20 protein-coding genes and 1 riboswitch are annotated in these 22,608 nt (G+C 74.0%); of the genes, 6 read left to right on the top strand and 14 right to left on the bottom strand.

Features of this window, described 5'->3' with window-relative positions; all coding sequences use genetic code 11:
* Positions 1-14: 14 nt before the first annotated feature.
* Positions 15-1,247, bottom strand: coding sequence for a CapA family protein (locus AB0D46_RS17090; RefSeq protein ID WP_362878123.1), 1,233 nt, complete (start codon positions 1,245-1,247; stop codon positions 15-17).
* Positions 1,248-1,374: 127 nt separating this feature from the next.
* Positions 1,375-2,784 carry an Rv2231c family pyridoxal phosphate-dependent protein CobC gene (gene cobC, locus AB0D46_RS17085; RefSeq protein ID WP_362878197.1) on the bottom strand — a complete coding sequence of 470 codons (1,410 nt, stop codon included), beginning with the start codon at positions 2,782-2,784 and terminating at the stop codon, positions 1,375-1,377.
* A gap of 173 nt (positions 2,785-2,957) precedes the next feature.
* Here cobC and AB0D46_RS17080 point away from each other — a divergent pair, with 173 nt between their 5' ends.
* Positions 2,958-3,683, top strand: coding sequence for a ZIP family metal transporter (locus AB0D46_RS17080; RefSeq protein ID WP_362878122.1), 726 nt, complete (start codon positions 2,958-2,960; stop codon positions 3,681-3,683).
* A gap of 13 nt (positions 3,684-3,696) precedes the next feature.
* Here AB0D46_RS17080 and AB0D46_RS17075 read toward each other — a convergent pair whose 3' ends face one another.
* The 7 genes from AB0D46_RS17075 to AB0D46_RS17045 all read right to left on the bottom strand — a co-directional run bounded on the left by AB0D46_RS17075 (position 3,697) and on the right by AB0D46_RS17045 (position 12,316).
* Entirely contained in the window at positions 3,697-5,091 is a 1,395-nt protein-coding gene (locus AB0D46_RS17075; protein WP_362878121.1) for a cobyrinate a,c-diamide synthase, read from the bottom strand.
* A complete protein-coding gene (gene cobO, locus AB0D46_RS17070; protein ID WP_362878120.1) occupies positions 5,091-5,690 on the bottom strand; it encodes a cob(I)yrinic acid a,c-diamide adenosyltransferase in 600 nt (199 codons plus the stop codon). Before cobO ends, AB0D46_RS17075 begins: the two co-directional genes overlap by 1 nt.
* Entirely contained in the window at positions 5,690-7,852 is a 2,163-nt protein-coding gene (locus tag AB0D46_RS17065; RefSeq protein ID WP_362878119.1) for a putative cobaltochelatase, read from the bottom strand. Before AB0D46_RS17065 ends, cobO begins: the two co-directional genes overlap by 1 nt.
* A gap of 115 nt (positions 7,853-7,967) precedes the next feature.
* Entirely contained in the window at positions 7,968-9,530 is a 1,563-nt protein-coding gene (locus AB0D46_RS17060; protein ID WP_362878118.1) for a cobyric acid synthase, read from the bottom strand.
* Positions 9,527-10,489: a cobalamin biosynthesis protein gene (locus AB0D46_RS17055; protein WP_362878117.1), complete on the bottom strand. Its 963-nt coding sequence runs from the start codon at positions 10,487-10,489 to the stop codon at positions 9,527-9,529. The genes AB0D46_RS17060 and AB0D46_RS17055 overlap by 4 nt, the downstream gene beginning before the upstream one ends.
* Before the next feature lie 58 nt (positions 10,490-10,547).
* Positions 10,548-10,633, bottom strand: a riboswitch (cobalamin riboswitch).
* 161 nt (positions 10,634-10,794) lie between these two features.
* Complete coding sequence (locus AB0D46_RS17050; RefSeq protein WP_362878116.1) at positions 10,795-11,016, bottom strand: hypothetical protein; 222 nt, start codon at positions 11,014-11,016, stop codon at positions 10,795-10,797.
* A 28-nt stretch (positions 11,017-11,044) separates the two neighbouring features.
* A complete protein-coding gene (locus tag AB0D46_RS17045) occupies positions 11,045-12,316 on the bottom strand; it encodes an inorganic phosphate transporter (protein ID WP_362878115.1) in 1,272 nt (423 codons plus the stop codon).
* Positions 12,317-12,712: 396 nt separating this feature from the next.
* Between AB0D46_RS17045 and AB0D46_RS17040 the strand changes: the two genes are divergently transcribed.
* Both AB0D46_RS17040 and AB0D46_RS17035 read left to right on the top strand, forming a co-directional pair.
* Positions 12,713-13,843: a hypothetical protein gene (locus tag AB0D46_RS17040; RefSeq protein WP_362878114.1), complete on the top strand. Its 1,131-nt coding sequence runs from the start codon at positions 12,713-12,715 to the stop codon at positions 13,841-13,843.
* A 231-nt stretch (positions 13,844-14,074) separates the two neighbouring features.
* Positions 14,075-15,415: a hypothetical protein gene (locus tag AB0D46_RS17035; protein WP_362878195.1), complete on the top strand. Its 1,341-nt coding sequence runs from the start codon at positions 14,075-14,077 to the stop codon at positions 15,413-15,415.
* A 77-nt stretch (positions 15,416-15,492) separates the two neighbouring features.
* Here the strand turns inward: AB0D46_RS17035 and AB0D46_RS17030 are convergent, their stop codons facing one another.
* Entirely contained in the window at positions 15,493-15,888 is a 396-nt protein-coding gene (locus AB0D46_RS17030; protein WP_362878113.1) for a VOC family protein, read from the bottom strand.
* Positions 15,889-15,964: 76 nt separating this feature from the next.
* The gene (locus tag AB0D46_RS17025; RefSeq protein ID WP_362878112.1) at positions 15,965-16,855 is read right to left on the bottom strand and encodes a neutral zinc metallopeptidase; all 891 of its coding nucleotides are present in this window, start codon (positions 16,853-16,855) and stop codon (positions 15,965-15,967) included.
* A 298-nt stretch (positions 16,856-17,153) separates the two neighbouring features.
* On the opposite strand from AB0D46_RS17025, the gene AB0D46_RS17020 reads away from it, so the two are divergent.
* The 3 genes from AB0D46_RS17020 (at position 17,154) to AB0D46_RS17010 (ending at position 20,290) form a co-directional block, all read left to right on the top strand.
* Positions 17,154-18,752 (top strand): ABC-F family ATP-binding cassette domain-containing protein, encoded by a 1,599-nt coding sequence (locus AB0D46_RS17020; RefSeq protein WP_362878111.1) that lies wholly within the window; start codon positions 17,154-17,156, stop codon positions 18,750-18,752.
* Between the two features lie 353 nt (positions 18,753-19,105).
* Positions 19,106-19,327: a helix-turn-helix domain-containing protein gene (locus AB0D46_RS17015; protein WP_007263382.1), complete on the top strand. Its 222-nt coding sequence runs from the start codon at positions 19,106-19,108 to the stop codon at positions 19,325-19,327.
* A gap of 183 nt (positions 19,328-19,510) precedes the next feature.
* Positions 19,511-20,290 carry an enoyl-CoA hydratase/isomerase family protein gene (locus AB0D46_RS17010; protein WP_362878110.1) on the top strand — a complete coding sequence of 260 codons (780 nt, stop codon included), beginning with the start codon at positions 19,511-19,513 and terminating at the stop codon, positions 20,288-20,290.
* Positions 20,291-20,546: 256 nt separating this feature from the next.
* On the opposite strand, the gene AB0D46_RS17005 is transcribed toward AB0D46_RS17010, so the two are convergent.
* The 3 genes from AB0D46_RS17005 to AB0D46_RS16995 form a co-directional block, all read right to left on the bottom strand.
* Positions 20,547-21,302 (bottom strand): SDR family oxidoreductase, encoded by a 756-nt coding sequence (locus tag AB0D46_RS17005; protein WP_362878109.1) that lies wholly within the window; start codon positions 21,300-21,302, stop codon positions 20,547-20,549.
* 10 nt (positions 21,303-21,312) lie between these two features.
* Positions 21,313-22,110, bottom strand: coding sequence for an SURF1 family protein (locus AB0D46_RS17000; protein WP_362878108.1), 798 nt, complete (start codon positions 22,108-22,110; stop codon positions 21,313-21,315).
* Positions 22,111-22,263: 153 nt separating this feature from the next.
* Positions 22,264-22,515, bottom strand: a complete 252-nt coding sequence (locus tag AB0D46_RS16995; RefSeq protein ID WP_362878107.1) for a hypothetical protein — start codon at positions 22,513-22,515, stop codon at positions 22,264-22,266.
* Positions 22,516-22,608 lie beyond the last annotated feature (93 nt).

Genomic DNA, 22,608 nt, shown 5'->3' with positions numbered 1-22,608 from the left:
CTCCCGCGACCGGCTCAGCGGCCCGCGTGCTCCAGGCCCTGGGCGCTCGCCCCGCGCGAGGTGACGGCCTCGGTGACCTGGCGGTCGATGCGCCCGTACTCCGCGCGCTTGGCCGCGGGGAGCGCGGTGTCGGAGGCCGCGCAGGAGGCGCAGACCACCCGGAACGGGGGACCCATGTCCGAGTACTGGGTGAGGTACTCGGCCTTCACCACCTCCCAGCGGCCCTTGTGCGCAGCCGAGGGGGAGAAGGTGAAGCGGGGGATCGAGGACTGGTTGCCGCGCAGCTTGTCGGCCGGTACGAAGCTGGCGACCTGGTCGCCCATGCCGAAGACCACCCAGGTGCCGTTGATCTTCTCGTACGGCTGGGGCACGTGGTTGTGCGTGCCGATGATCAGATCGATGTCGGCGAGGCCGTCGGCCGAACGGGAGGCGGTCAACGCCTGCGCGAGATCGCGCTGCTGCTGGTCGGGCGCGGTCTGCCACTCCGTGCCCCAGTGGATGCTGAGCACCACCACGTGCGCCCCGGCGGCCCGGGCCGCCCGGGCGTCGGCGATGATCCGCTGCTGGTCGATGAGGTTGACCGCCCAGGGCTTGCCCGCGGGCAGCGGGATGCCGTTGGTGCCGTACGTGTACGACAGCTGGGCGACCTTCGCGCCGCCCGCCGAGAGCAGGGCGGGGGCCTTGGCCTCCTCGGCGCTGCGGGCGGAACCGACGTGGGGGATCCCGACCCGGTCGAGGTGGTCGAGGGTGCGGACGAGGCCGTCCCAGCCGTCGTCCAGGGTGTGGTTCGAGGCGGTCGAGCAGCTGTCGTACCCGGCGTCCTTGAGGGCGTCGGCCAGCTGGTGGGGGGCCTTGAAGGTGGGGTACCCGGTGTAGGGGCCGCCGGGCCGCCCGTACGGTATCTCGTGGTGGCAGATCGCCAGGTCGGCGGCGGACACCAGGGGCTTGACCCCCGCGAGTATCTTCCGGAAGTCGTACTCGCCGGCCTTGCCCGCGTCGGTCGCCGACCGCTGGATGATCGACGGGTACGGGATGATGTCGCCCGTCGCCACCAGCGTGAACGGCTTTCCGGAGCCGCCGCCGCCCTCCGGCGCGTCGGATCCGGTCTCGCCGGGTCGACCCTGGAAACGCTGGTCGGTCGCGGCGTCGCCGCCCCTGTCCAGCAGGCCGGGCACCGCGTACACGGTAGCGCCGCCCGCCACCACCAGCCCCGCCAGCACCACGCCTATCCGTATGGAAGCCTTCACGGCCGCCGCCCCCCTTGTCGTCGCACCTTGTCGCCACACCCGCCGAGGCCGCCATCGTAGGCGTCCCCCACCACCCCCGCCGCCCGGCCCGAGCCCCCAGGGTCCGCAGCCGGTTCCGGGCCCCCGGCTACCGCCCGACCAGGGCCAGCGCGTGGTCCAGGGCCTGGAGGAGGCGGCCCGTCGTGGTGCGGTCGCGGACGGCCAGGCGCAGCCAGGATCCGTCGAGGCCCGGGAAGGTGTCCCCGCGCCGGACGGCGAAGCCGAGGGCGCGCAGCCGCGTCCGCACCTCCATCGCCCCCTCCACCCGGATCAGCACGAACGGCCCCTCGGCCTCGCCGACGACGGTGACCTCGTCGAACTCGGCGAGCCCGGCCAGCAGGTGCGCCCGGTCCACGGCGATCCGCCCGGCGGCCGCCTCCGCCTCGGCCAGCGCGGCCGGCTCCAGGCAGGCCTCGGCCGCGACCAGCGCCGGGGTCGACACCGGCCACAGCGGCTGCGCGGCCGCCAGCTTCGCGATCACCTCCGGCTCCGCCAGGACGTAGCCGATCCGCAGCCCCGCCAGCCCCCACGTCTTGGTCAGGCTGCGCAACACCACCAGACCCGGCACGTCGAGCCGCCCGGCCAGGGCCTCCCGCTCGCCCGGGACGGCGTCCATGAACGCCTCGTCGACCACCAGGATCCGGCCCGGCCGGGCCAGCGCGGCCAGGGTCGCCGCCGGATGCAGGACGGACGTCGGGTTGGTCGGGTTCCCGATCACCACGAGGTCCGCGTCCTCGGGCACCGCCGCCGGGTCCAGCCGGAAGCCGTCGGCGGCCCGCAGCACCACCCGTTCCACCCGGTGCCCGGCGTCCCGCAGGGCCGCCTCCGGCTCGGTGAACTGCGGGTGCACCACCACGGGCCGCACCGCGTCCAGGGCGCGCGCGATCAGTACGAACGCCTCCGCCGCCCCCGCCGTCAGCAGTACCCGCTCCGCCGGCAGCCCGTGCCGTCGGGCCACGGCCGCGCGGGCCGTCCGGCCGTCCGGGTACGCGGCGAGGTCCCCGAGGCAGGCCGCGATCCGCTCCTTGAGCCACGCCGGCGGCGTGTCCGCCCGTACGTTGACCGCCAGGTCGACCAGCGCGTCGTCCGCGTCCAGCACCTCCGCGTCCCCGTGGTGGCGCAGGTCGTGCGCCCGGAGGGTGGCCACGGCGCAGGTCGCCGCCATCGACCGGCGCTTGGGCACCAGGAGTTCCCCGCCGCCCGCCAGCGCCGCCGCCTCCGCGACGGACCCGGTCCCGACGGCCTCGCGCACGGCCCCCGACGGGTGCGGTACGGAGATCAGCGCGAGTTCCGCGGCGGGGTGGCCCACCAACGGCACGCCGAAACGTTCCGCCGCACCGACGAGGCCCGGCTCCGCCGCCTTCGCCTCCACGGTCGCCAGCGCCGCCACCGCCTCCGCGGTGAGTCCGGCCCCCCGCAAGGTCTCCTCGATCAGCGCGCAGACCTCCGCCACGGAAACCCCCGCGCGTCCGCCGACCCCGACCACCAGCCGCGTCACGTAGTCGCCCACCGGGATCCTGCCTCCTTCGTCACGGCCGCGGTCACCCGTCGGCCGTCCGTCCGTACGCCCGTCGACCCTCGCCGACGACCGGGTTCCCACGTCAACACGGCGTCATCCGCCACCCGCGCCCGGACGTGCGCCCGCCCCCCGCAATCGGTATGCAGGGGCACATGGCGGTGATCGTGGCGTTGGGCGCGTTCCTGATGACGCTGGCGGGCGGCTGGACGGCGCAACGCGTCACCGACCGCCGCCACCTCGTGCTGGGCCTGGCCGGCGGGTTGATGCTCGGCGTCGTCGGCCTCGACCTGCTCCCCGAGGCGATGCACGCGGCGGGCAGCGAGGTGTTCGGCGTGCCCCTCGCGCTGCTGCTGTTCGTCGCGGGCTTCCTCGTCGGCCACGTCGTGGAACGCCTGCTGGCCGTACGTCAGGCCGCGCACGGCGCCGAGGACGGCGCCCGGGTCCCCCAGGTCGGGCTCACCGCGGCCGCCGCGATGGTCGGCCACAGCCTCGCCGACGGGGTGGCGCTGGGCGCCGCGTTCCAGGTCGGCGGCGGCATGGGCGTCGCCGTCGCACTGGCCGTCATCACCCACGACTTCGCCGACGGGTTCAACACGTACACGCTGACCCGGCTGTACGGGAACGCCCGCCGCAAGGCCGTGCTGATGCTCTTCGCGGACGCCGCCGCACCCGTCGTGGGCGCCGCGTCCACCCTGCTGTTCACCCTTCCGGAGGAACCTCTGGGGGCGTACCTCGGCTTCTTCGGCGGGGTCCTGCTGTACCTCGCGGCGGCCGAGATCCTGCCCGAGGCGCACCACGAGCACCCCGCCCTGTCGACACTGATGTGCACGGTGGGCGGGGTGGCGGGGATCTGGCTCGTCGTGGGCCTCGCGGAGTGAACTCACCTGCCGGTCACCGGCGCCGCGCCGCGGCTTCCGCGAACCGGCGGGCCACCGACGGCCGGGCCGCCCAGTGGGTGTGCAGGTAGCTGGCGTGCACCCCGTCCAGGACGAAGCCCTCGACGCGGCGCTCCGGATGGGTGAACCCCCATGCCGGGGCGGAGCCGGCGCCCGGCTCGATCACCGTCCGGTGGAACTCGTGCCCGCGCAGCCGGGTGCCGGCGGCGGCGAGGGCGCTGTCCGACACCGCGACCGCCTCGCGGTAGCCCAGCGTGAGCCGCTCCGACATCCGGGCGTCCGCGTCCAGGACCCCGCACATCGGCTTCCCGTCCAGGGTCCGGGCCAGGTACAGCAGCCCGGCGCACTCGGCGGCGACCGGCCCGCCCGCCCCGGCGAACGCGGCGACGGCCTTCCTCAGCGGCTCGTTGGCCGACAGCTCCGGCGCGTACACCTCGGGGAAACCGCCCCCGATCACCAGGCCGGCCGTGCCGTCCGGCAGCGCCTCGTCCCGCAGCGGGTCGAAGGTGACCACGCGCGCGCCCGCCGCGGTGAGCAACTCCGTGTGCTCGGCGTACGAGAACGTGAACGCCGCCCCGCCCGCGACGGCCACCACGGGCCGCCCGTCGAGCGCGTCGGGAGCCGCCGCGTCCGCGGCGCCGGTCTCCTCGGCCAGGGCCGCCGCGGGCGACCAGGGCTCGCACTCCAAGGGCGGCGCCGTCCGGGCCAGCGCCATCAGCGCCTCCAGGTCGCAGCCCGCCCGGACCTGCTCGGCCAGCGCCGCCACCGCGGCCAGGGCGTCCGTACGCCGCTCGGCGACCGGGACCAGGCCCAGGTGCCGGGACGGGGTCGCCACCTGGGGGGCGCGCCGCAGGACGCCGAGGACCGGCATCCCGGCCTCCTCCAGCGCCTCCCGCAGCATCACCTCGTGCCGGTCGGAACCCACCTTGTTGAGGATCACCCCGCCGAGGCGGACCAGCGGGTCGAAGGAGGCGAAGCCGTGGACCAGCGCCGCCACCGAACGCGACTGCGAGGAGGCGTCCACCACCAGCACCACCGGCGCCCGCAGCAGCTTCGCGACCTGCGCCGTCGAAGCCAGCTCGCCCCGCCCCGCGGCCCCGTCGTACAGCCCCATCACGCCCTCGACCACGGCCAGGTCACAACCGGCGGAACCGTGCGCGAACAGCGGCGCCACCAGCTCCGGCCCGCACATGAAGGCGTCGAGGTTGCGGCCCGGCCGGCCGGTGGCCAGCGCGTGGTACCCCGGGTCTATGTAGTCGGGCCCGGCCTTGTGCGGGGACACGGCCAGGCCGTGCTCCGCGAAGGCCGCCATCAGGCCCGTCGCCACGGTGGTCTTGCCGCTGCCGGAGGCCGGCGCGGCGATGACCAGCCGGGGCACGTTCACGGACATCACCACTCGATGCCCCTCTGGCCCTTCTGGCCGGTGTCCATCGGGTGCTTGACCTTCGTCATCTCGGTGACCAGGTCCGCGAACCCGACCAGCTTCTCCGGGGCGTTGCGGCCCGTGATGACCACGTGCTGGGTCCCGGGCCGGTTCCGCAGCACCTCGATGACCTCGTCGACGTCGATCCAACCCCAGTGCATCGGGTAGGCGAACTCGTCGAGCACGTACAGCTTGTGGGTCTCGGCGGCCAGATCGCGCTTGACCTGCTCCCACCCCTCCTTGGCCGCCTGCTCGTTGTCGAGCTGGGCGTCGCGCTGGACCCAGGACCAGCCCTCGCCCATCTTGTGCCAGACGACGCTGCCGCCCTTGCCGGTCTCCCCGAGCGCCTTCAGCGCGTTCTCCTCGCCGACCTTCCACTTCGCCGACTTGACGAACTGGAACACCCCGATCGGCCAGCCCTGGTTCCAGGCGCGCAGCGCCAGCCCGAAGGCGGCCGTCGACTTGCCCTTGCCCGGGCCGGTGTGGACGAAGACGAGCGGCCGGTTGCGGCGCTGACGCGTCGTGAGCCCGTCGTCCGGAACGACGGACGGCTGTCCCTGGGGCATTACGCGACCCTCCTGTTGCTGCTGTGCCCGGCGCTGGACGCCACCGAGGTACGTACGTTCTTCACGAGCCCGGCCAGCGCGTCTGCCCGCAGCCCGTCGAGGGTGACCGACGGACCACCGAGGTCCGCGGCCAGCACCCCGGCCAGCCCCAGCCGGACCGGGCCGGCCTCGCAGTCCACGACGACCGAGGTGACCCCCTCCGCGCGCAGCAGCAGCGCGGCCCGCTCGGACAGCTCGCGGGGCGTCCCCCCGACCGAACCGCCGACGCCGCCGGACGAGGTGGCCCGGCCGTCGGTGACGACCACGAGCAGCGGTCGCCGCGAGGGATCGCGCAGCCGCTCGATCCGCAACACCTCACGCGCCTTCAACAGCCCGGCGGCCAGCGGGGTACGACCCCCGGTGGGCAGCTGCTCCAGCCGGGTCGCCGCGGCGTCCACGGAGGAGGTCGGAGGCAGCACCAGATCGGCAGCCGCGCCCCGGAAGGTGACCAGACCGACCTTGTCGCGGCGCTGGTAGGCGTCGAGCAGCAGCGACAGGACCGCACCCTTGACCGCGCTCATCCGCTGCCGGGCGGCCATCGAACCGGAGGCGTCGACCACGAACAGCACGAGGTTGCCCTCGCGGCCCTCCCGGGTCGCCTGCCGCAGGTCGTCCTTGCGGACCACCAGACCGGTGCCGCTGCGCCCGCGCGCCCGCTGGTGCGGGGCCGCGGCCTGCACGGTCGCCGCCAGGTGCAGCTTCGTCAGCTGCCCCCGGGGCCGCCGGGCGCCGGTGGTCCGGCCGTGCGCGGTACGGGCGCGCGAGCGCCGCCCGGCCGCGCCGCCCTCGCCGAGGCCGGGCACGCTGAGCATCCGGGTGCGGAACGGCTCGGAGGCCCGTACGGCGGCCTGCTCGGGCCCGTCCGGGCCGGCGTCGCCCCGCGCGGGCTGCGGCTCCGACGGCTGCTGCTCCGCCGGCTCGGCGTCGGGGGCCCCGGGGTCCGCGGCGTCCTCGGGCGCGGGCGGAGCAGGCTCCCGCGACGGACCCGGACCCTCGTCCTGCGGGGGAGCGCCCCCGCCGTCGGGACCGCCGTCCGGACCGCCCTCGGGGCCGTCGTCGTCCGGGCCCCCGGGCTCCGGGTCGGGCTCGGGCTCCTGGTCCGGCTCCTCGTCGGGGAAGCGGTCCAGGATCTCGTCGAGCATGTCCTCGTCCAGGCCGGGCGCGTCGAACGGGTTGCGGCGGCGCCGGTGCGGGAGCGCCAGCAGGGCCGCCTGCCGGACGTCCTCCTTGCGCACGACCGTGCGCCCCGCCCACGCCGCCAGGGCGGTCGCCGTACGGGCCATCACGATGTCGGCGCGCATGCCGTCGACCTCGAAGCCGGCGCAGGTGGCGGCGATCCGCAGCAGCGCCGTGTCGTCCAGCACCACCTTCGGGAGCAGGGCCCGCGCGGCCACCACCCGGGCCCGGACCTCGCGCTCGTCCCCGGCCCAGCGGCCGGCGAAGCCCGCGGGATCGTCCTCGTACGCGAGCCGGCGGCGCACCACCTCGACGCGCAGGGCGGGTTCGCGGGACGCCGCGACCTCCACGGTCAGCCCGAACCGGTCCAGGAGCTGCGGGCGCAGCTCGCCCTCCTCGGGGTTCATGGTGCCGACGAGCAGGAACCGGGCGTCGTGGCGCACCGAGACGCCCTCGCGCTCCACGTACGAGGCGCCCATCGCGGCGGCGTCCAGCAGGACGTCCACGAGGTGGTCGTGCAGGAGGTTGACCTCGTCGACGTAGAGGATTCCCCGGTGCGCGTCGGCGAGCAGGCCCGGCTCGAAGGCCTTCACGCCCTCGGACAGGGCCCGTTCGATGTCGAGGGCGCCGACGAGCCGGTCCTCCGAGGCGCCGACCGGAAGCTCCACCATCCGCGCGGGACGGGCGCTGCCGGGTCCGGGCTCGTGCGGGCCGTCCGGGCAGGCCGCATCGGGGGCGGCGGGCGCGCACGAGAACCGGCAGCCGGGCACGACGTCCACCTGCGGCAGCAGCGCGGAGAGCGCGCGCACGGCGGTGGACTTGGCGGTCCCCTTCTCACCGCGCACGAGCACGCCGCCGACCGCCGGGCTGACGGCGTTCAGCAGGAGCGCCAGCCGCAGGTCGTCCTGCCCGACCACCGCCGTGAACGGGAAGTGGGTGCTGCTCATCCGCTGATCACTCCTTCGAGTGGACTGTGCCGGTCGCCCGTCGCGCCGCGCCGGCCGTCGGCCATGGGGGTCTTGTGTTCCCGGTGCGTCCGGGGCCGGTCCCGGCGCGGGGCCGTCACGGCGCACCCGGCGGCAGGAACGGCAGCCCGTCCGGGACGCCCGACTCGACGAGCCGCAACAGCTCGGCGGTGTCGGCGTGTTCCTCGATCAGGTCGCCCAGCAGGTCGAGCTGTTCCTCGCGGAGCAGCCCGAACGAGGTGTCCGGGGCGGGCACGAACCGGCGCCCGGCGGCCGCGGCCACCTCGCGCAGGAAGGCCCGCCGGAAGCCGTCCGACTCCAGCGAGCCGTGCCAGTGGGTGCCCCACACGGCGCCGACGCGACAGCCGTCGAGGAACGGATCCCCGCCCAGCACCTCGGCCACGCCGTGGTGGATCTCGTACCCCTCGACGGGCTCGCCCAACGCCGAGCCGACCGGCCGGGCCAGGGTCTTCTCCCGGGCGAAGCGGACCCGTACGGGCAACAGCCCGAGGCCGTCCACCGCGCCGGCCTTCGACTCGACCTCGTCCTCGATGTGCTCGCCGAGCAGTTGGAAGCCGCCGCAGATGCCGAGCACCGGCCGACCCTCGGCGGCCCGCCGCAGCAGCGCGTCGGCGAGCCCCCGTTCCCGCAGCCAGGCGAGCGCCTTCACGGTGCCGCGCGTGCCCGGTACGACGACCAGGTCGGCGTCGGCCAGCTCCTCGGCCCGGTCCACGAACCGTACGACCACGCCCGGTTCGGCGGCGAGGGCGTCGACGTCGGTGAAGTTCGACATGAGCGGCACCGCGCACACCGCGACCCGCAGCACGTCCTCACCGACCGGCGGGGCCACCACGGACTCCCGCACGGTGCCGCGCAGCGACACCCGCAGCCCGTCCTCCTCGTCGATGCCCAGCCCGTGCCGGAACGGCAACACCCCGTACGTCGCCCGCCCGGTGAGCCCGCGCAGCATCTCCAGGCCGGGCTCCAGCAGGGATACGTCACCCCGGAACTTGTTGACCAGGTAGCCGGCGATCAGCGACTGGTCCTCGGGGGACAGCAGCGCGGTGGTCCCGAAGAAGGACGCGAACACGCCGCCCCGGTCGATGTCGCCGACCACGACGACGGGGAACCGCGCGGCCCGCGCGATGCCCATGTTCACGATGTCGGTCCGGCGCAGGTTGATCTCGGCCGGACTCCCCGCCCCCTCGCAGATCACGGCGTCATACGTGCCCCGCAGCTGCTCCAGGCAGTCCGTGACGACGCCGAGGAGCTGCTCCCGGTGACCGCCGGACACGGGCGACCCGGGGAGCCGGTCGGGGCCCGCCGTGCCGAAGAACCCGCGCGCGCTCATCTCGCCCACCGGCTTGCCGAGCAGCACGACCTGGCTGCTGCGGTCGCTGCCGGGCTTGAGCAGCACCGGGTTCATCAGGGCCGTGGGCTCCACCCGGGCCGCCTGGGCCTGCATGGCCTGGGCCCGGCCGATCTCGGCGCCCTCACGGGTCACGAACGAGTTCAGCGACATGTTCTGCGCCTTGAAGGGGGCCACCTTCACCCCCTGGCGGACCAGCCACCGGCAGATGCCCGCCGTGACCACGCTCTTGCCCGCGTCCGATGTGGTGCCGGCGACCAGCATTCCGCCGCCGCGCCTCGCGCCGCTCATCCGCGCCGCCCCTTCCGCCCGGTACGGGCCACCAGCAGCCGGGCCGCGACGCAGGCGCCCAGCGCCAGCCAGGTCACCCGCCGCGACAGGCGCACGGCCCGTTCGATGTCGGCGACCTCCACGGGCCGCCCGGTCTCCCCGTTGAGCACGGCGCGGTGCTCGGTCCGGCCGCCGTAGGACAGGGTTCCGCCGAGCCGGACGCCGAGCGCCCCCGCGAAGGAGGCCTCCACCGGTCCGGCGTTGGGGCTGGGGTGGGCGGCGGCGTCGGCGCGCCAGGCGCGGACGGCTCCCCGCCGGTCGGGACCGGCCACGACGGCGGCGAGCGCGGTCAGGCGGGCCCCGGGCCAGCCGGCCACGTCGTCGAGGCGGGCGGAGGCCCAGCCGTAGCGCAGGTGGCGGGGCGACTTGTGGCCCACCATGGCGTCCAGGGTGTTCACGGCGCGGAAGGCCAGCAGCCCGGGGACCCCGGCGACGGCTCCCCACACCAGTGCCCCGACGACCGCGTCGGAGGTGTTCTCGGCGACGGACTCCACGACGGCCCGGGCCATCTGCTGACCGTCCAGGGACTGGGGGTCGCGGCCGCACAGGTGGGGCAGTCGCTCGCGGGCGACGTCGGTGTCCCCGACGGAGAGCGCCCCGCCGATGGCACGGGCCTCCCGCCCCAGCGAGGTGCCCCCGACGACGGCCCAGGTGGCCGCGGCGGTCAGGGCGACGCGGGCGGCCGCGGGCCGCGCGCGCACGGCGCGGGCGGCGAGTGCGCCGACGGCGGTCGCGCCTCCGGCGCACACCAGGGTGTGGAGGACGCCGCGGGCGCGGTCGTCGCGCCACAGGGCGCGTTCGACGGCGGCGGCGGCTCTCCCGAAGGCGGCCACGGGGTGCCCTCGGCGCGGATCCCCGAGGATCCGGTCGCCGATCAGGCCCGCCGTGGCGCCGTACGCGAAGACGCGATCGGCACGCATGGTGGCAGGTATGTCCTCACTCAGGGTCCGCGCCCTGGTTCGACGTGTCCGGCGGCGAGAGTTCCTGGCTCCCGGGGCGCGCACGGTGTGTGCGCCCCGGTGACAGTGGCGGGACCGCGCCGGATTCGCACCGGACTTCCTCTTCCATGCCGCCGTATTGGCTCGCGCAGTCCACCACGCACCGCGAACGCCCGTCAACTTGCCGTTGACCTGGGGCGGGTGCGGGACGGGGGGCGGGGCGGGGTGTGCGCCGGGGCATGCGAAAGCTCCCCCCGGAGACCGGAGGGAGCTTCGGACGCACCGTCTCAGGCGACGATCAGGTAGATCCCGTACGACACGGCGGCCGCGCAGAGCGCGAAGCAGGCGTAGGCACCGCTGCGGGCCATGACCGCGGCGCCACGGCGCTCGGTGGCGGCCTCGTGCTTGGACAGGCCCACCAGGCCCAGGGTGAACAGGGCCACGAGGGCGACCGTGGCGGTGAGGCTGACTCCGAAGACGGAGCCCAGTGATGCCCAGTCGATCTTCATACCGCTGATTCCTCTGTCGTTCTCGGGGTCAGACCGCCGCGGCCGGAGCCGCGGGGGTCGTGGTCGAGGCCGGGATGGTGGCCTTGAGGTCCTCGTCGGTCACGGCGGCGGTGGTACCGGCCGCGGCGGTGGTCGGCGGGACGGTGACGGCGGCCATGGCCGTGGTGACGACACCGGGCTCGTCCGTCGCGCCGGGGGTCTCCAGCTCGTTGACGTTGGTGTGGTCGACGACCTGACGGCGGGAGATGACCCAGATGGCGAAGCAGGAGGCGACCAGGAAGACCGTGACGGCGGCGATCCCGATGTCACCGGTGCGCATGACCAGTTCGGCGACGGACGCGACGAGCGCGGCGGCCGGCAGGGTCAGGCCCCAGGCGATGAACATGCGGGTGGCGGTGGACCAGCGGACCACGCCGCCCTTGCGTCCCAGGCCCGCACCCATGACGGCGCCGGAGCAGGCGTGGGTGGTGGAGAGGGAGAAACCGAGGGTGGAGGAGGCCAGGATGACGCTCGCGGCCGAGGTCTGGGCGGCGAAGCCCTGCTGCGGCTGGAGGTCGGTGAGGCCCTTGCCCATGGTGCGGATGATGCGCCAGCCGCCCAGGTAGGTGCCCATCGCGATGGCCAGACCGGCGGAGACGATGACCCAGACCGGCGGGTTGGCGCCGGCGGGCAGGGCGTTGCCGGCGATCAGCGCCAGGGTGATGATGCCCATCGTCTTCTGCGCGTCGTTGGTGCCGTGCGCGAGGGAGACGAGACCGGCCGAGGCGATCTGACCGGCGCGGTACCCCTTGGCGGAGGTCTTCTCGCCGACCTGGTTGCCCAGCTTGTACGTCAGCTTCGCGGCCAGCATGGCGGCCACACCGGCGACGAGCGGGGCGGCGATCGCGGGGATCAGCACCTTCGTCACGACGACGCTGCCGTTGACCGCGTCGAGGCCGGCGGAAGCGACCGCGGCGCCGATGAGGCCACCCATGAGGGCGTGGGAGGAGCTGGAGGGCAGTCCGACCAGCCAGGTGACGAGGTTCCAGAGGATCGCGCCGACCAGGGCGGCGTAGATCACCTCCGGCTGAATGCCTTCCTCGTTGACCAGGCCCTTGGAGATCGTCTTGGCGACCTCCACGGACATGAAAGCGCCGACGAGGTTCAGCACGGCGGACATGGCGACCGCGGTCTTGGGCTTGAGGGCGCCGGTCGAGATGGTGGTGGCCATCGCGTTGGCCGTGTCGTGGAAACCGTTCGTGAAGTCGAACACGAGAGCGGTGATGATCACGATCCCGAGGAGAAGCGTTATGTGCTCCATTTACCCAGGCTTCTGTTTGACGTCATTGGCTCGGCGACCGTAGGCAACCTGGATGAACGGAAGGTGAACTGAGTTGGGCGGTGCGGTGTCTCGGTGCGGGTCACGATCGGGACCTACCTCCCGGTTCCTCCGCGAATATAGCGATTCATGCACGTCAGAGCGGGGCGAACACGCCTCTTCCGGAAGGACTTCCGCCGGCGGTCCATGCCCGGCGGGGCGGTGAAGAGACTCAGATCACGCGCCGGGGCCCCCTCTCCGGCGCCCGTCGGATCCGCTCCGGCCACCGCCGCGACCGGGTTCCGGTGGAGTCCCGTTCGCGTTCCGGTCCTGCCGGACGACGGCGCGAAAGGATCACCTCCGGTGGCCCGCCCGCCGGTACGCCCCGAGACTGAAGGCGTGCGTACCGCGACAGCGACGGCAGCGGCCGTCACGACGACCCTGATCGGTGCCGGAGCAGCCGCGGTCGCGGCCGGCCGGTACGCCGCCGACGCCGCCCTGCGGCCCGAACCCGGGCGCCCGCTGCCCGGCGGGCCCCGGCTGAGCGTCCATTCCACCAGCGAGGGCCGGGTGACGCTCACCCGATCGCTCGCCTCCCTGCTCCCCGGCACCTGGGGCCTGTCCGCGCCCGGCGTGCACGCCGTGGTCGGCCCGGTCCTGCCCGACGTCCCGCACGAACCGGACGTCGTCGTGCGCGGCCTCCTCGCCGTCACCCACGGCAGCCTCGCCCCGCGCGCCCGGGTCACGCTCACCCCCCAGGTGCACCTGGGCAACCCGCGCACCGCCCTGGGCCTCGACCACGCCGACGTGGACGTGCCGGGCGAGCTCGGGGCGCTGCCCGCCTGGTTCGTGCCCGCCGCCCGGGACACCTGGGTCATCACCGTCCACGGGCTCGGCGCCGGCCGGGAGCACCCGATGGTGGTCATGCCGTTCCTGCACCGCCACCACCTCCCCGTCCTCGACCTCGCCTACCGCGGCGACCTCGGCGCCCCCGGCGCCCCGGACGGCCTCGGCCACCTCGGCGAATCGGAGTGGCGGGACCTGGACGCCGCCATCCGCTACGCCCTGCGCTACGGAGCCCGACGGGTCGTCCTGCACGGCTGGTCCACCGGGGCCACCATGGCCCTGCACGCCGTCGAACGCTCCGCCCTGGCCGACCGGATCTCCGGACTGGTGCTGGACTCGCCCGTCCTGGACTGGCGCACCACCCTGCGCGCCCTCGCCGCCGCCCGCGGCACCCCCGGCCCGCTGCTCCCCCTCGCGGTTCGGGCCGCCGAGGGCCGGGCGGGCCTGCGCGCCGACCGCCGTCCCCCGGGCGCGGACCCGGCGGCCCTGCGCGTCCCCGTACTGATCCTCCACGGGCCCGACGACACCCTCGCCCCCTGGGAGCCCTCCCGGCGACTGGCCGCCGCCCGCCCCGACCTGGTCACCCTGCACACCGTGCGGGGCGCCCCGCACGGGGCGATGTGGAACGTCGACCCCGCCGGGTACGAGGAGGCGCTGCGCCGCTTCCTCACCCCCCTCGTCTGACGGTCGGCCGGGCGTCGGTCACATGAGGGGGGTGCCGGACGAGACCCGTCGGGCGGATTGTCCCGGTTCATCCATTGCTTGACCTGTGGAAACGACCGGTTCCGTTTGGGCTTTCGGCCAGTGACGGGCGAGACTGCATCCGTGACGTCCCGAAAGCCTGATGAGCAGTTGGCTCGCGACTCCAGACTCCGACTCGTCTCCCCGCGCTCCGTCGCCACGGCGCGCAAGGCGGTGACCGACCGGCGAACCCGGCCGGCCCCCCGGCCACCGGCGGGAACCCCCGCCACGGCGGACCTGGCGAACCGGGCCCGCGCCTCCCTCGCCGACGCGGTACGGCTCGCCCGCTGGGCCGAGCTGAACCTCGGGGCGGGCGACGGCGGACGCCCCGCGACAGCGGGCGCGCTGCCCGCCTCCGACGTGGAACGGGCCGCCGCGGAACTGGGCCTGACGCACGGCCAGATCCGGGTCGGCTGGGACCGCGCCCGACTCTCCGGCCTCGTCGAGGTGCACGGCGGCCACGCCCGACCCGGCTGGCGCCTGCGCGCCTGGGACCGGGACGACACCGCCGTCCTGCGCGGCTGGGTGGCCCTCTTCGACGCCTGGTCCCTCGTCCACCCCGCCCCCGCCGACATCGCCCCCGGATCCGTCGCCGAGGTCGTCGAGGCGATGCCCCAGCTGCTGTCCCTCCTCCAGCTGTCGGCCGGTCCCGTCACCGTCCCCGACCTGCTGGACCTCCTCGACCAGCGCGTCACCGAACTGCGCGACGAGCGCTGCGAGGTGCCGTACGCGGGGGAGCCCGCCGGATCCCGGGAAGCGGCCGGCGAGGCCGCCCCCGCCGAGTCCCGGCCCCTGCCCCTCGCCCGGCTGCTGCGCTGGGCGCTCGGCGGCCTCGCCGCCGTCGACGCCGTCACCCTCGGCCCCGCCCGGGCCACCCTCACTCCGCTCGGCAGCTGGGCCGTCTGGGTCAAGCTGGAGCAGATCTGCGTCGCCGCGCAGAGCCCGGCCGGGAACATCGAGCAGTCCGCCGCCGCCATGCTCCACGGCTGCGCCCGGCTCACCCCGGGACCGGCCCGCGCCGAGTACCAGGCCTGGCTCGCCGCCCGGCCCGTCGGCCACGCCGTCAGCGAGCTGCTGCACGCGGCCCGGGGGGAGGACGCCCTCCTGCGCGGCCTGGCCTTCGAGGCGCTGCGCGTGGTCGGCGCCCCCGCCGAGCGCGAGGTCCGCGCCGCCGTACGCGAACCCGCCCTGCGCCCCTACGTCCTGCTGTGGCTCGCTGAGCACGACGGGGTCGACCCCGACGAGGCCCAGGACGTCCTGACCGCCGAGGAGTCGACCTGGCTCTGGGTGGACACGGCGGCCGCCATCGCCGACCACGGCGAGGCGGACCTGCTGGCCCGCCACCTCGACTCGGCCGTCCGCACGACCGTCCCCCGACTGCTCGACGAGGTCCGCGCGGTGGGGCACCCCCGCACCGTGCAGGTCCTGGTGGCGCTGGCCGCCGCCCACCCCGACCCGGCCCTGGCCAAAGCAGTCCGCCGGGCGGCCTTCCAGGTCCACACCGGCGGCGTGTGACCGGCCGACGGCCGGGACGTACGGGAGGGAACCGCGCGCCGCGGGTCGGACCCGCGGCGCGTCGGACCCGCGGCGCGTCAGACCTGCGGCGCGTACGTGCCGAAGCTCCAGATGTTGCCCTCGGCGTCGCGCGCCATGTAGTCCCGCGAGCCGTAGTCCTGGTCGGTCGGCTCCATGAGGATCTCCAGCCCGTGCTCGACGGCCCGCCGGTGGTGCGCGTCCACGTCGTCCACGACGACGTAGACCCCGGCCGGCCCGGCGTGCTCCATCGCCTTGTCGAAGACGCCGCCGGTGCCCTTGCTGCCGAGCATCACCACGCCGTTCCCGTACGACAGCTCGGCGTGCATCACCGCGCCGTCGTCCCCCTCGTAGACCGAGACCCGGGTGAATCCGAACGCCTCCGTCAGCTGCTGGATCGCCGCCTTCGCGTCGCGGTAGAGCAGGGTCGGGGCGATGGACGGAACGCCTGCCATGACGATCACTCCCTCTCGTGAACGGGCCGGTGCGTCGATGTGACCCGCACCACAGCATGGCAGGCGCCACCGACAGTCAGCGGAAGGTGTTGCACTGGGCCATGTCGCCCGTCCGGTAGCCCTGGTAGAACCACTGCCGGCGCTGCTCGGCCGAGCCGTGCGTCCAGGACTCGGGGCTCACGCGGCCCTGGAACTTCTCCTGGATCCGGTCGTCGCCGACGGCCGCCGCCGCGTCCAGCCCGTCCTGGATGTCCTGGTCGGTCAAGGTGGTGATCAGCGGCCGCCCCGTGGACTCGTCCGGGGTCCTCGTCGCGTTGTGCGCCCAGACCCCCGCGTAGCAGTCGGCCTGGAGCTCGACCTTGACGGCGTTGCTGTTCGCGCCCTGCTGCCCGTCCTGGGCCCGCTGGAGGGTGCCGGTCAGGTTCTGGATGTGGTGCCCGTACTCGTGCGCGACCACGTACGCCTGGGCGAAGGGGCCGCCGCTCGCGCCGAACTTCGTCCGCAGGTCGTCGAAGAAGCCCAGGTCCAGGTAGACCTTCCGGTCGGCGGGGCAGTAGAAGGGCCCGACCGCCGAGGTGGCCGCCCCGCAGGCGGTTCCCACCCGGCCGGTGAAGAAGACCGTCTGCGCCGGGCTGTACTGGCCGGCGCGCCGCTGGAACTCCTGCCGCCAGAAGTCCTGTGTGCTGTTCACCACGGCGACCAGCCGGCAGTCCTCGCGCGTGTTGGCGTCCTGCCCGGTCCGGCAGCTCTGCTGCACCTGGTTGACGGACGAGGAGGACGGCGCCGGTTCCTCGTTGCCCGACGACAGCCCCAACTGCTCCGGCCCGACCCCGAACAGCAACCCCATGATCAGCGCGATGATGCCGACGAGTCCGCCGCCGATCGTGGCCCTCCCGCCGGGGATGCGGCTGCCGCGCACGTCGTTCACCTCGGACGTGTCCAGATGGGCGTTGTCGTCGAACTGCATCCCGCACCGCCTCTGTCTCCGTGCAGCCATTCGTGCCGCCGAGGGGCCACGTGATCACCCCTGCGGCGAGTATCAACCCGTTCATCCTGGTACGCGCCCCGACGCGGCCGCCCGGTCCGTGGGCCGAACGGGCGACGGACCGGCGTGCCGGGAGAGCGGACCCGGACCATCGGGTGCCCCAAAAGTGGTTGCGCACCCCCGGTAGAATGGTCCGCATGGCAAATCTCCTTGCGGATTAGCGGCGTCGAAGCATCGCGCGTCCTGCCTTCCGCCGTCCCCACCGCCCTGGAGTATTTCCGTGATCACCGCAACCGGCATCGAGCTGCGCGCCGGCGCCCGCATCCTCATCGAGTCCGCTTCCTTCCGCGTCGCCAAGGGCGACCGCATCGGCCTCGTCGGCCGCAACGGAGCGGGCAAGACCACCCTCACCAAGTGCCTCGCGGGCGAGGGCCAGCCCGCCGCCGGGTCCATCGCCCGCTCCGGCGAGGTCGGCTACCTGCCGCAGGACCCGCGCACCGGCGACCTCGACGTACTGGCCCGCGACCGCATCCTGTCCGCGCGCGGACTCGACGTCCTGATCAAGAAGATGCGCGCGAACGAGGAGCGCATCGCCTCTGGCTCCGGCGGCACCCGGGACAAGGCGATGAAGCAGTACGAGCGCCAGGAGACCGAGTTCCTGACCAAGGGCGGCTACTCCGCCGAGGCGGAGGCCGCCACCATCTCGGCCGCCCTCGGCCTGCCCGACCGGGTCCTCGGCCAGCCGCTGCACACCCTCTCCGGTGGTCAGCGCCGCCGCGTCGAGCTCGCGCGGATCCTCTTCTCGGACGCCGACACCCTGCTTCTCGACGAGCCCACGAACCACCTCGACGCCGACTCGATCGTCTGGCTGCGCGACTACCTGAAGAACTACCGCGGCGGCTTCATCGTCATCTCCCACGACGTCGACCTGGTCGAGACCGTCGTCAACAAGGTGTTCTACCTGGACGCCAACCGCGCCCAGATCGACGTCTACAACATGGGCTGGAAGCTCTACCAGCAGCAGCGCGAGGCCGACGAGAAGCGCCGCAAGCGCGAGCGCCAGAACGCCGAGAAGAAGGCCGCGGCCCTGAACTCGCAGGCCGACAAGATGCGCGCCAAGGCCACCAAGACCGTCGCCGCGCAGAACATGGCCAAGCGCGCCGACCGACTGCTCGCCGGCCTCGACGCCGTCCGCGTCTCCGACAAGGTCGCCAAGCTGCGCTTCCCGGACCCGGCGCCCTGCGGCAAGACCCCGCTGACCGCCGAGGGCCTGTCGAAGTCCTACGGCTCGCTGGAGATCTTCACCGACGTCGACCTGGCCATCGACAAGGGCTCGCGCGTCGTGATCCTGGGCCTCAACGGCGCCGGCAAGACCACGCTGCTGCGCCTGCTGTCGGGCACGGAGAAGCCGGACACCGGCACCGTCGTCCCGGGTCACGGCCTCAAGCTCGGCTACTACGCCCAGGAGCACGAGACGCTCGACCCCGAGCGCACCGTCCTGGAGAACATGCGTTCCTCGGCGCCCGACCTGGACCTGGTCGCGGTGCGCAAGACGCTCGGCTCGTTCCTGTTCTCCGGCGACGACGTCGACAAGCCGGCGGGCGTGCTCTCCGGCGGCGAGAAGACCCGGCTGGCCCTGGCCACCCTGGTCGTCTCCTCCGCGAACGTCCTGCTCCTCGACGAGCCCACGAACAACCTCGACCCGGCCAGCCGCGAGGAGATCCTGGGCGCCCTGCGGACCTACAAGGGCGCGGTCATCCTCGTCACCCACGACGAGGGCGCCGTGGAGGCCCTGGAACCGGAGCGCATCATCCTGCTCCCGGACGGCGTCGAGGACCTGTGGGGCCCGGACTACCGGGACCTCGTCGCGCTCGCCTGACCGGCGCCGAGGCGTTGATCCAGTTCCTTCTGGATCATTCGGCTCAGGTGTGATCCATCATCTGAGTGAGACGGTCTCGTACCGTTGCGCGCTGTACGCCGACCCCGGCCGCATCCCCGAGGATGCGCGACCGGGGTCTTCGGCTCATCCGTGCCAGCCCCCTGACCTGGCGATTTCCCCGGACGGCGCGGAAGTGTGACGGAGGTCATGCAGCGGAAGAGAAGATTCCGTTCTGCTCGGGTGTCCACGCTTCGAGAAATGCCGGCGTACCGACCTTGCCGAATGGGTGGCCAGGAAGCCGGAGAGGGGTGATCATGAGAAGTCCAGAGCGCACTTCCCATGAGGAGGCACGGGTGGCCGAGACTCTGAAGAAGGGCAGCCGGGTAACCGGCGCCGCGCGCGACAAGCTCGCGGCAGACCTGAAGAAGAAGTACGACTCCGGTGCGAGTATCCGGGCACTGGCCGAAGAGACCGGCCGGTCCTACGGATTCGTCCATCGGATGCTCAGCGAGTCCGGAGTCACGCTGCGCGGTCGCGGAGGCGCGACACGCGGCAAGAAGGCGGCTGCGGCCTGACCCCGTGCCGGGAGGCCCGGGGTGGTGCCGGAGAAGCTCGACGGCTCCACGCTTGATGGGTTGACGATTCTGTTCCACACGCGGTTCCTTCGGTGACCCCCCGGTCGGCCCCGTGGTCGATCGGGTGGTTACTGTGCAGTCACTTAGGCCGAGCATGCGGCCGACTGCACCCGGAGGCACCAGATGGCTCTGCTCGACAAGGACGGCGTACGGCTCACCATCGACGACTCGGTCGCCACGGTGACCCTGACCAATCCGGCCAAGCGAAACGCCCAGTCCCCCGCGCTCTGGCGGGCGTTGGCGGAAGCCGGACAGTCACTGCCGGGCACCGTCCGGGTCGTGGTCCTGCGCGGCGAGGGCAAGTCCTTCTCCGCGGGTCTCGACCGGCAGGCGTTCGCTCCCGAGGGTTTCGAGGGCGAGCCGTCCTTCCTCGATCTGGCACGTGGTGCGGATGAGCTGCTCGACTCCACCATCGCCGAGTACCAGGAGGCCTTCACCTGGTGGCGACGCAATGACATCGTCTCCGTCGCCGCCGTGCAGGGGCATGCGATCGGCGCCGGCTTCCAGCTCGCGCTCGCGTGCGACCTGCGGGTGGTCGCGGACGACGTGCAGTTCGCCATGCGCGAGACCAGCCTGGGACTCGTCCCCGACCTCGGGGGCACCCAGCCCCTGACCGCGCTGGTCGGTTACGCCCGGGCGCTGGAGATCTGCGCCACGGGTCGCTTCGTGCACGCCGAGGAAGCCGAGCGCGTCGGCCTGGCCAACCTGGTCGTCCCCGCCGACGAACTCGACGCCGCCGTACAGGACCTCACCACCGCCCTGCTCGCACCGCCCCGCGATGCGGTCATCGAGACCAAGGCACTGCTCCGCGACGCCGGCTCCCGCTCGTACGACGCCCAGCGCACCGCCGAGCGCGCCGCGCAGGGCCGCCGACTGCGCGATCTGGCGGGCCTCTCGGACTGATCCGAAGAACCTGGCCGGCGGGCACGCCCCGAACCTGCGGATCGCGCGGGAACCGGGGCCGTGCGCCGTCCCGGTCGACGCGCCGGCCGCGCTGCGCGGGCCGGCCCTCGCGCACGCCCCTGATTCGGCGGGCCGGCCCGAACTTCCGGCGGCGGCCCGCCTCAGGGTCTCCCCGCACCGGGCGCACCGCGTGACCTGAGCGGATCGCCGGCGGCGGGTGCCCGGAGATCCGAACCCCCGCCGAAGGAGTGGTCGGTCAGAAGCCGTGCCGGAAACCGCCGTCGACCGGGACCATCACCCCGGTCAGGTACGACGCGGCGGGTGACAGCAGGAACGCCGCCGTGCGGCCGAACTCCTCCGGGGCGCCGTACCGCCGCAGCGGGATGCGGGACTCGTTGGCGGCCCGCGCCGCCTGCGCGTCGCCCGACAGGGCGTCCAGTTCGCGCACCCGGTCCGTGTCGATCCGCGCCGGCAGTAGACCGACGACGCGGATCCCGCGCGGGCCCAGGTCCACCGACAGCGACTTGGCGAAACCGGCCAGGCCCGGCCGCAGGCCGTTGGAGATGGTCAGCCCGGGGATCGGCTCGTGCACCGAGCCCGACAGCACGAAGCCGATGACCCCGCCCTCACCCAGCTCGGCCGCGGCCGCCCGCGCCAGCCGCACCGCGCCCAGGAACACCGCCTCGAAGGCCGCCGCCCACTGCTCGTCGGTGTTGTCGGCCGAAAGGCCCGGGGCCGGCCCACCCACGCTGATGAGGACGCCGTCGAACCGGCCGAAGCGTTCCTTCGCGGTCGCCACCAGCCGCGCGGCCACCGCCGGGTCGGCGTTGTCCGCCGCGACGCCCACCGCGTTCGGGCCGAGCGCGGCGGCCGCGTCCGCGGCCCGCTTCGCGTCGCGGCCCGTCACCACGACCTTCGCCCCGTCGGCGGTCAGTTCCCGCGCGGAGGCGAAGCCCAGGCCGCGGGTGGCTCCGGTGACGACGTAGACACGGTCCTTCAGTCCAAGATCCATGCGGGCCACGCTACGCCGAAGCGGGCTCCGGGGACACGGCCTTCGCCGCCGCGACGGCGGCGGCCTCCTCGCGGTCGCGCCGCTCCCGGCGGACCAGGACCAGCCAGCCGACCGGCACGGCCGCCGCGAACAGCCACCACTGCACGGCGTACGCCATGTGCGCGCCGATCGAGTCGTGGTCCGGCTCGCCCACCGGCTCCGGGCCTCCCTCGGCGGGGGCCGGGGCGGTGAGTTCCAGGTACCCGCCGAGGACGGGCCGGCCCAGGGACGCGGCCTGCTGCTCGCTGTTGATCAGCATCACCTGGCGGTCGGGCAGGCCCCTGCGGTCCTTGATGCCGCTGCCGCCGCTCGTCTCGTCCGCCTTCAGCCGGCCGGTGACCGTCACCTCGCCCGTCGGCGCGGCCGGCACCGGCGGGTAGGCCCGGGCGTCGCCGCCGCCCGCCACCCAGCCCCGGTTGACCAGCACGGCCCGCCCGTCGGTCAGGACCAGCGGGGTCACGACGTGGAAGCCGACCTTGTCGTCGTTCGAGGTCCGCATCCGCACGACCACCTCGTGGGCGGGGTCGTAGGTACCGGTGGCGGTGACGGCACGCCAGAAGTCGGAGCGCGGAACGGTGTGGCCGGGGGAGGTGAGCCCGGTCATCGGCACGGGCTTCCCGTACAGGTTTCGGGCGATCAGCTCGTTCTGGGCGACCCGGTGCTCATGGCGGTGGAACTGCCAGAAGCCCAGCTTGATCATCGCGGGGATGAGGGCGAGGGCGACGAGGGTGAGGCACACCCACTGCCGGGTCAGTACAAAGCGGTACACGTCCACGACGGTACCCCCAGCGGCGACGACCCCGGCGGCCGGGTGGCCTTCCGGGGTCGGGAGGACGACGGGATCGGACGGGAGACGACGGGATCGGACGGGAGGACGACGGGGCGGGACGTGAGGCGGACCGGCCGCCGGGCGGCGCCCGGGTCAGCCCGCGGCGCTGCCCACCCGGTCGATGATCCCCGCCTTGCCCTCGGCGCGGGCGCAGTGCGCCCCGCAGTACCAGTGACCATCCGCCTCGACGCCCTGGCCGATGATCTGCACCCGGCAGTGCTCGCAGATGGGCGCCATCCGGTGGATCGCGCAGGAGAACGAGTCGAAGACGTGCCGCGCGCCGTCCTGGGTCTCCACGTAGAACGCCAGGTCGTAGTCATTTCCGCATACTTCGCAACGTGCCATGGCGGCATCGTGGAGGTTCGGACCGCCCGGGCGGGTCGACGTCCTCGTGTCGTCGGAGAACTTCAACCCGGCTGGCGTAGCCGCCCCGGGGCG

The sequence above is a fragment of the Streptomyces sp. NPDC048383 genome (assembly GCF_040651775.1).
Lineage (GTDB): Bacteria > Actinomycetota > Actinomycetes > Streptomycetales > Streptomycetaceae > Streptomyces.
Note: the sequence above shows the minus strand (reverse complement) of the source record. Positions and strands in the feature narration are given on the sequence as shown.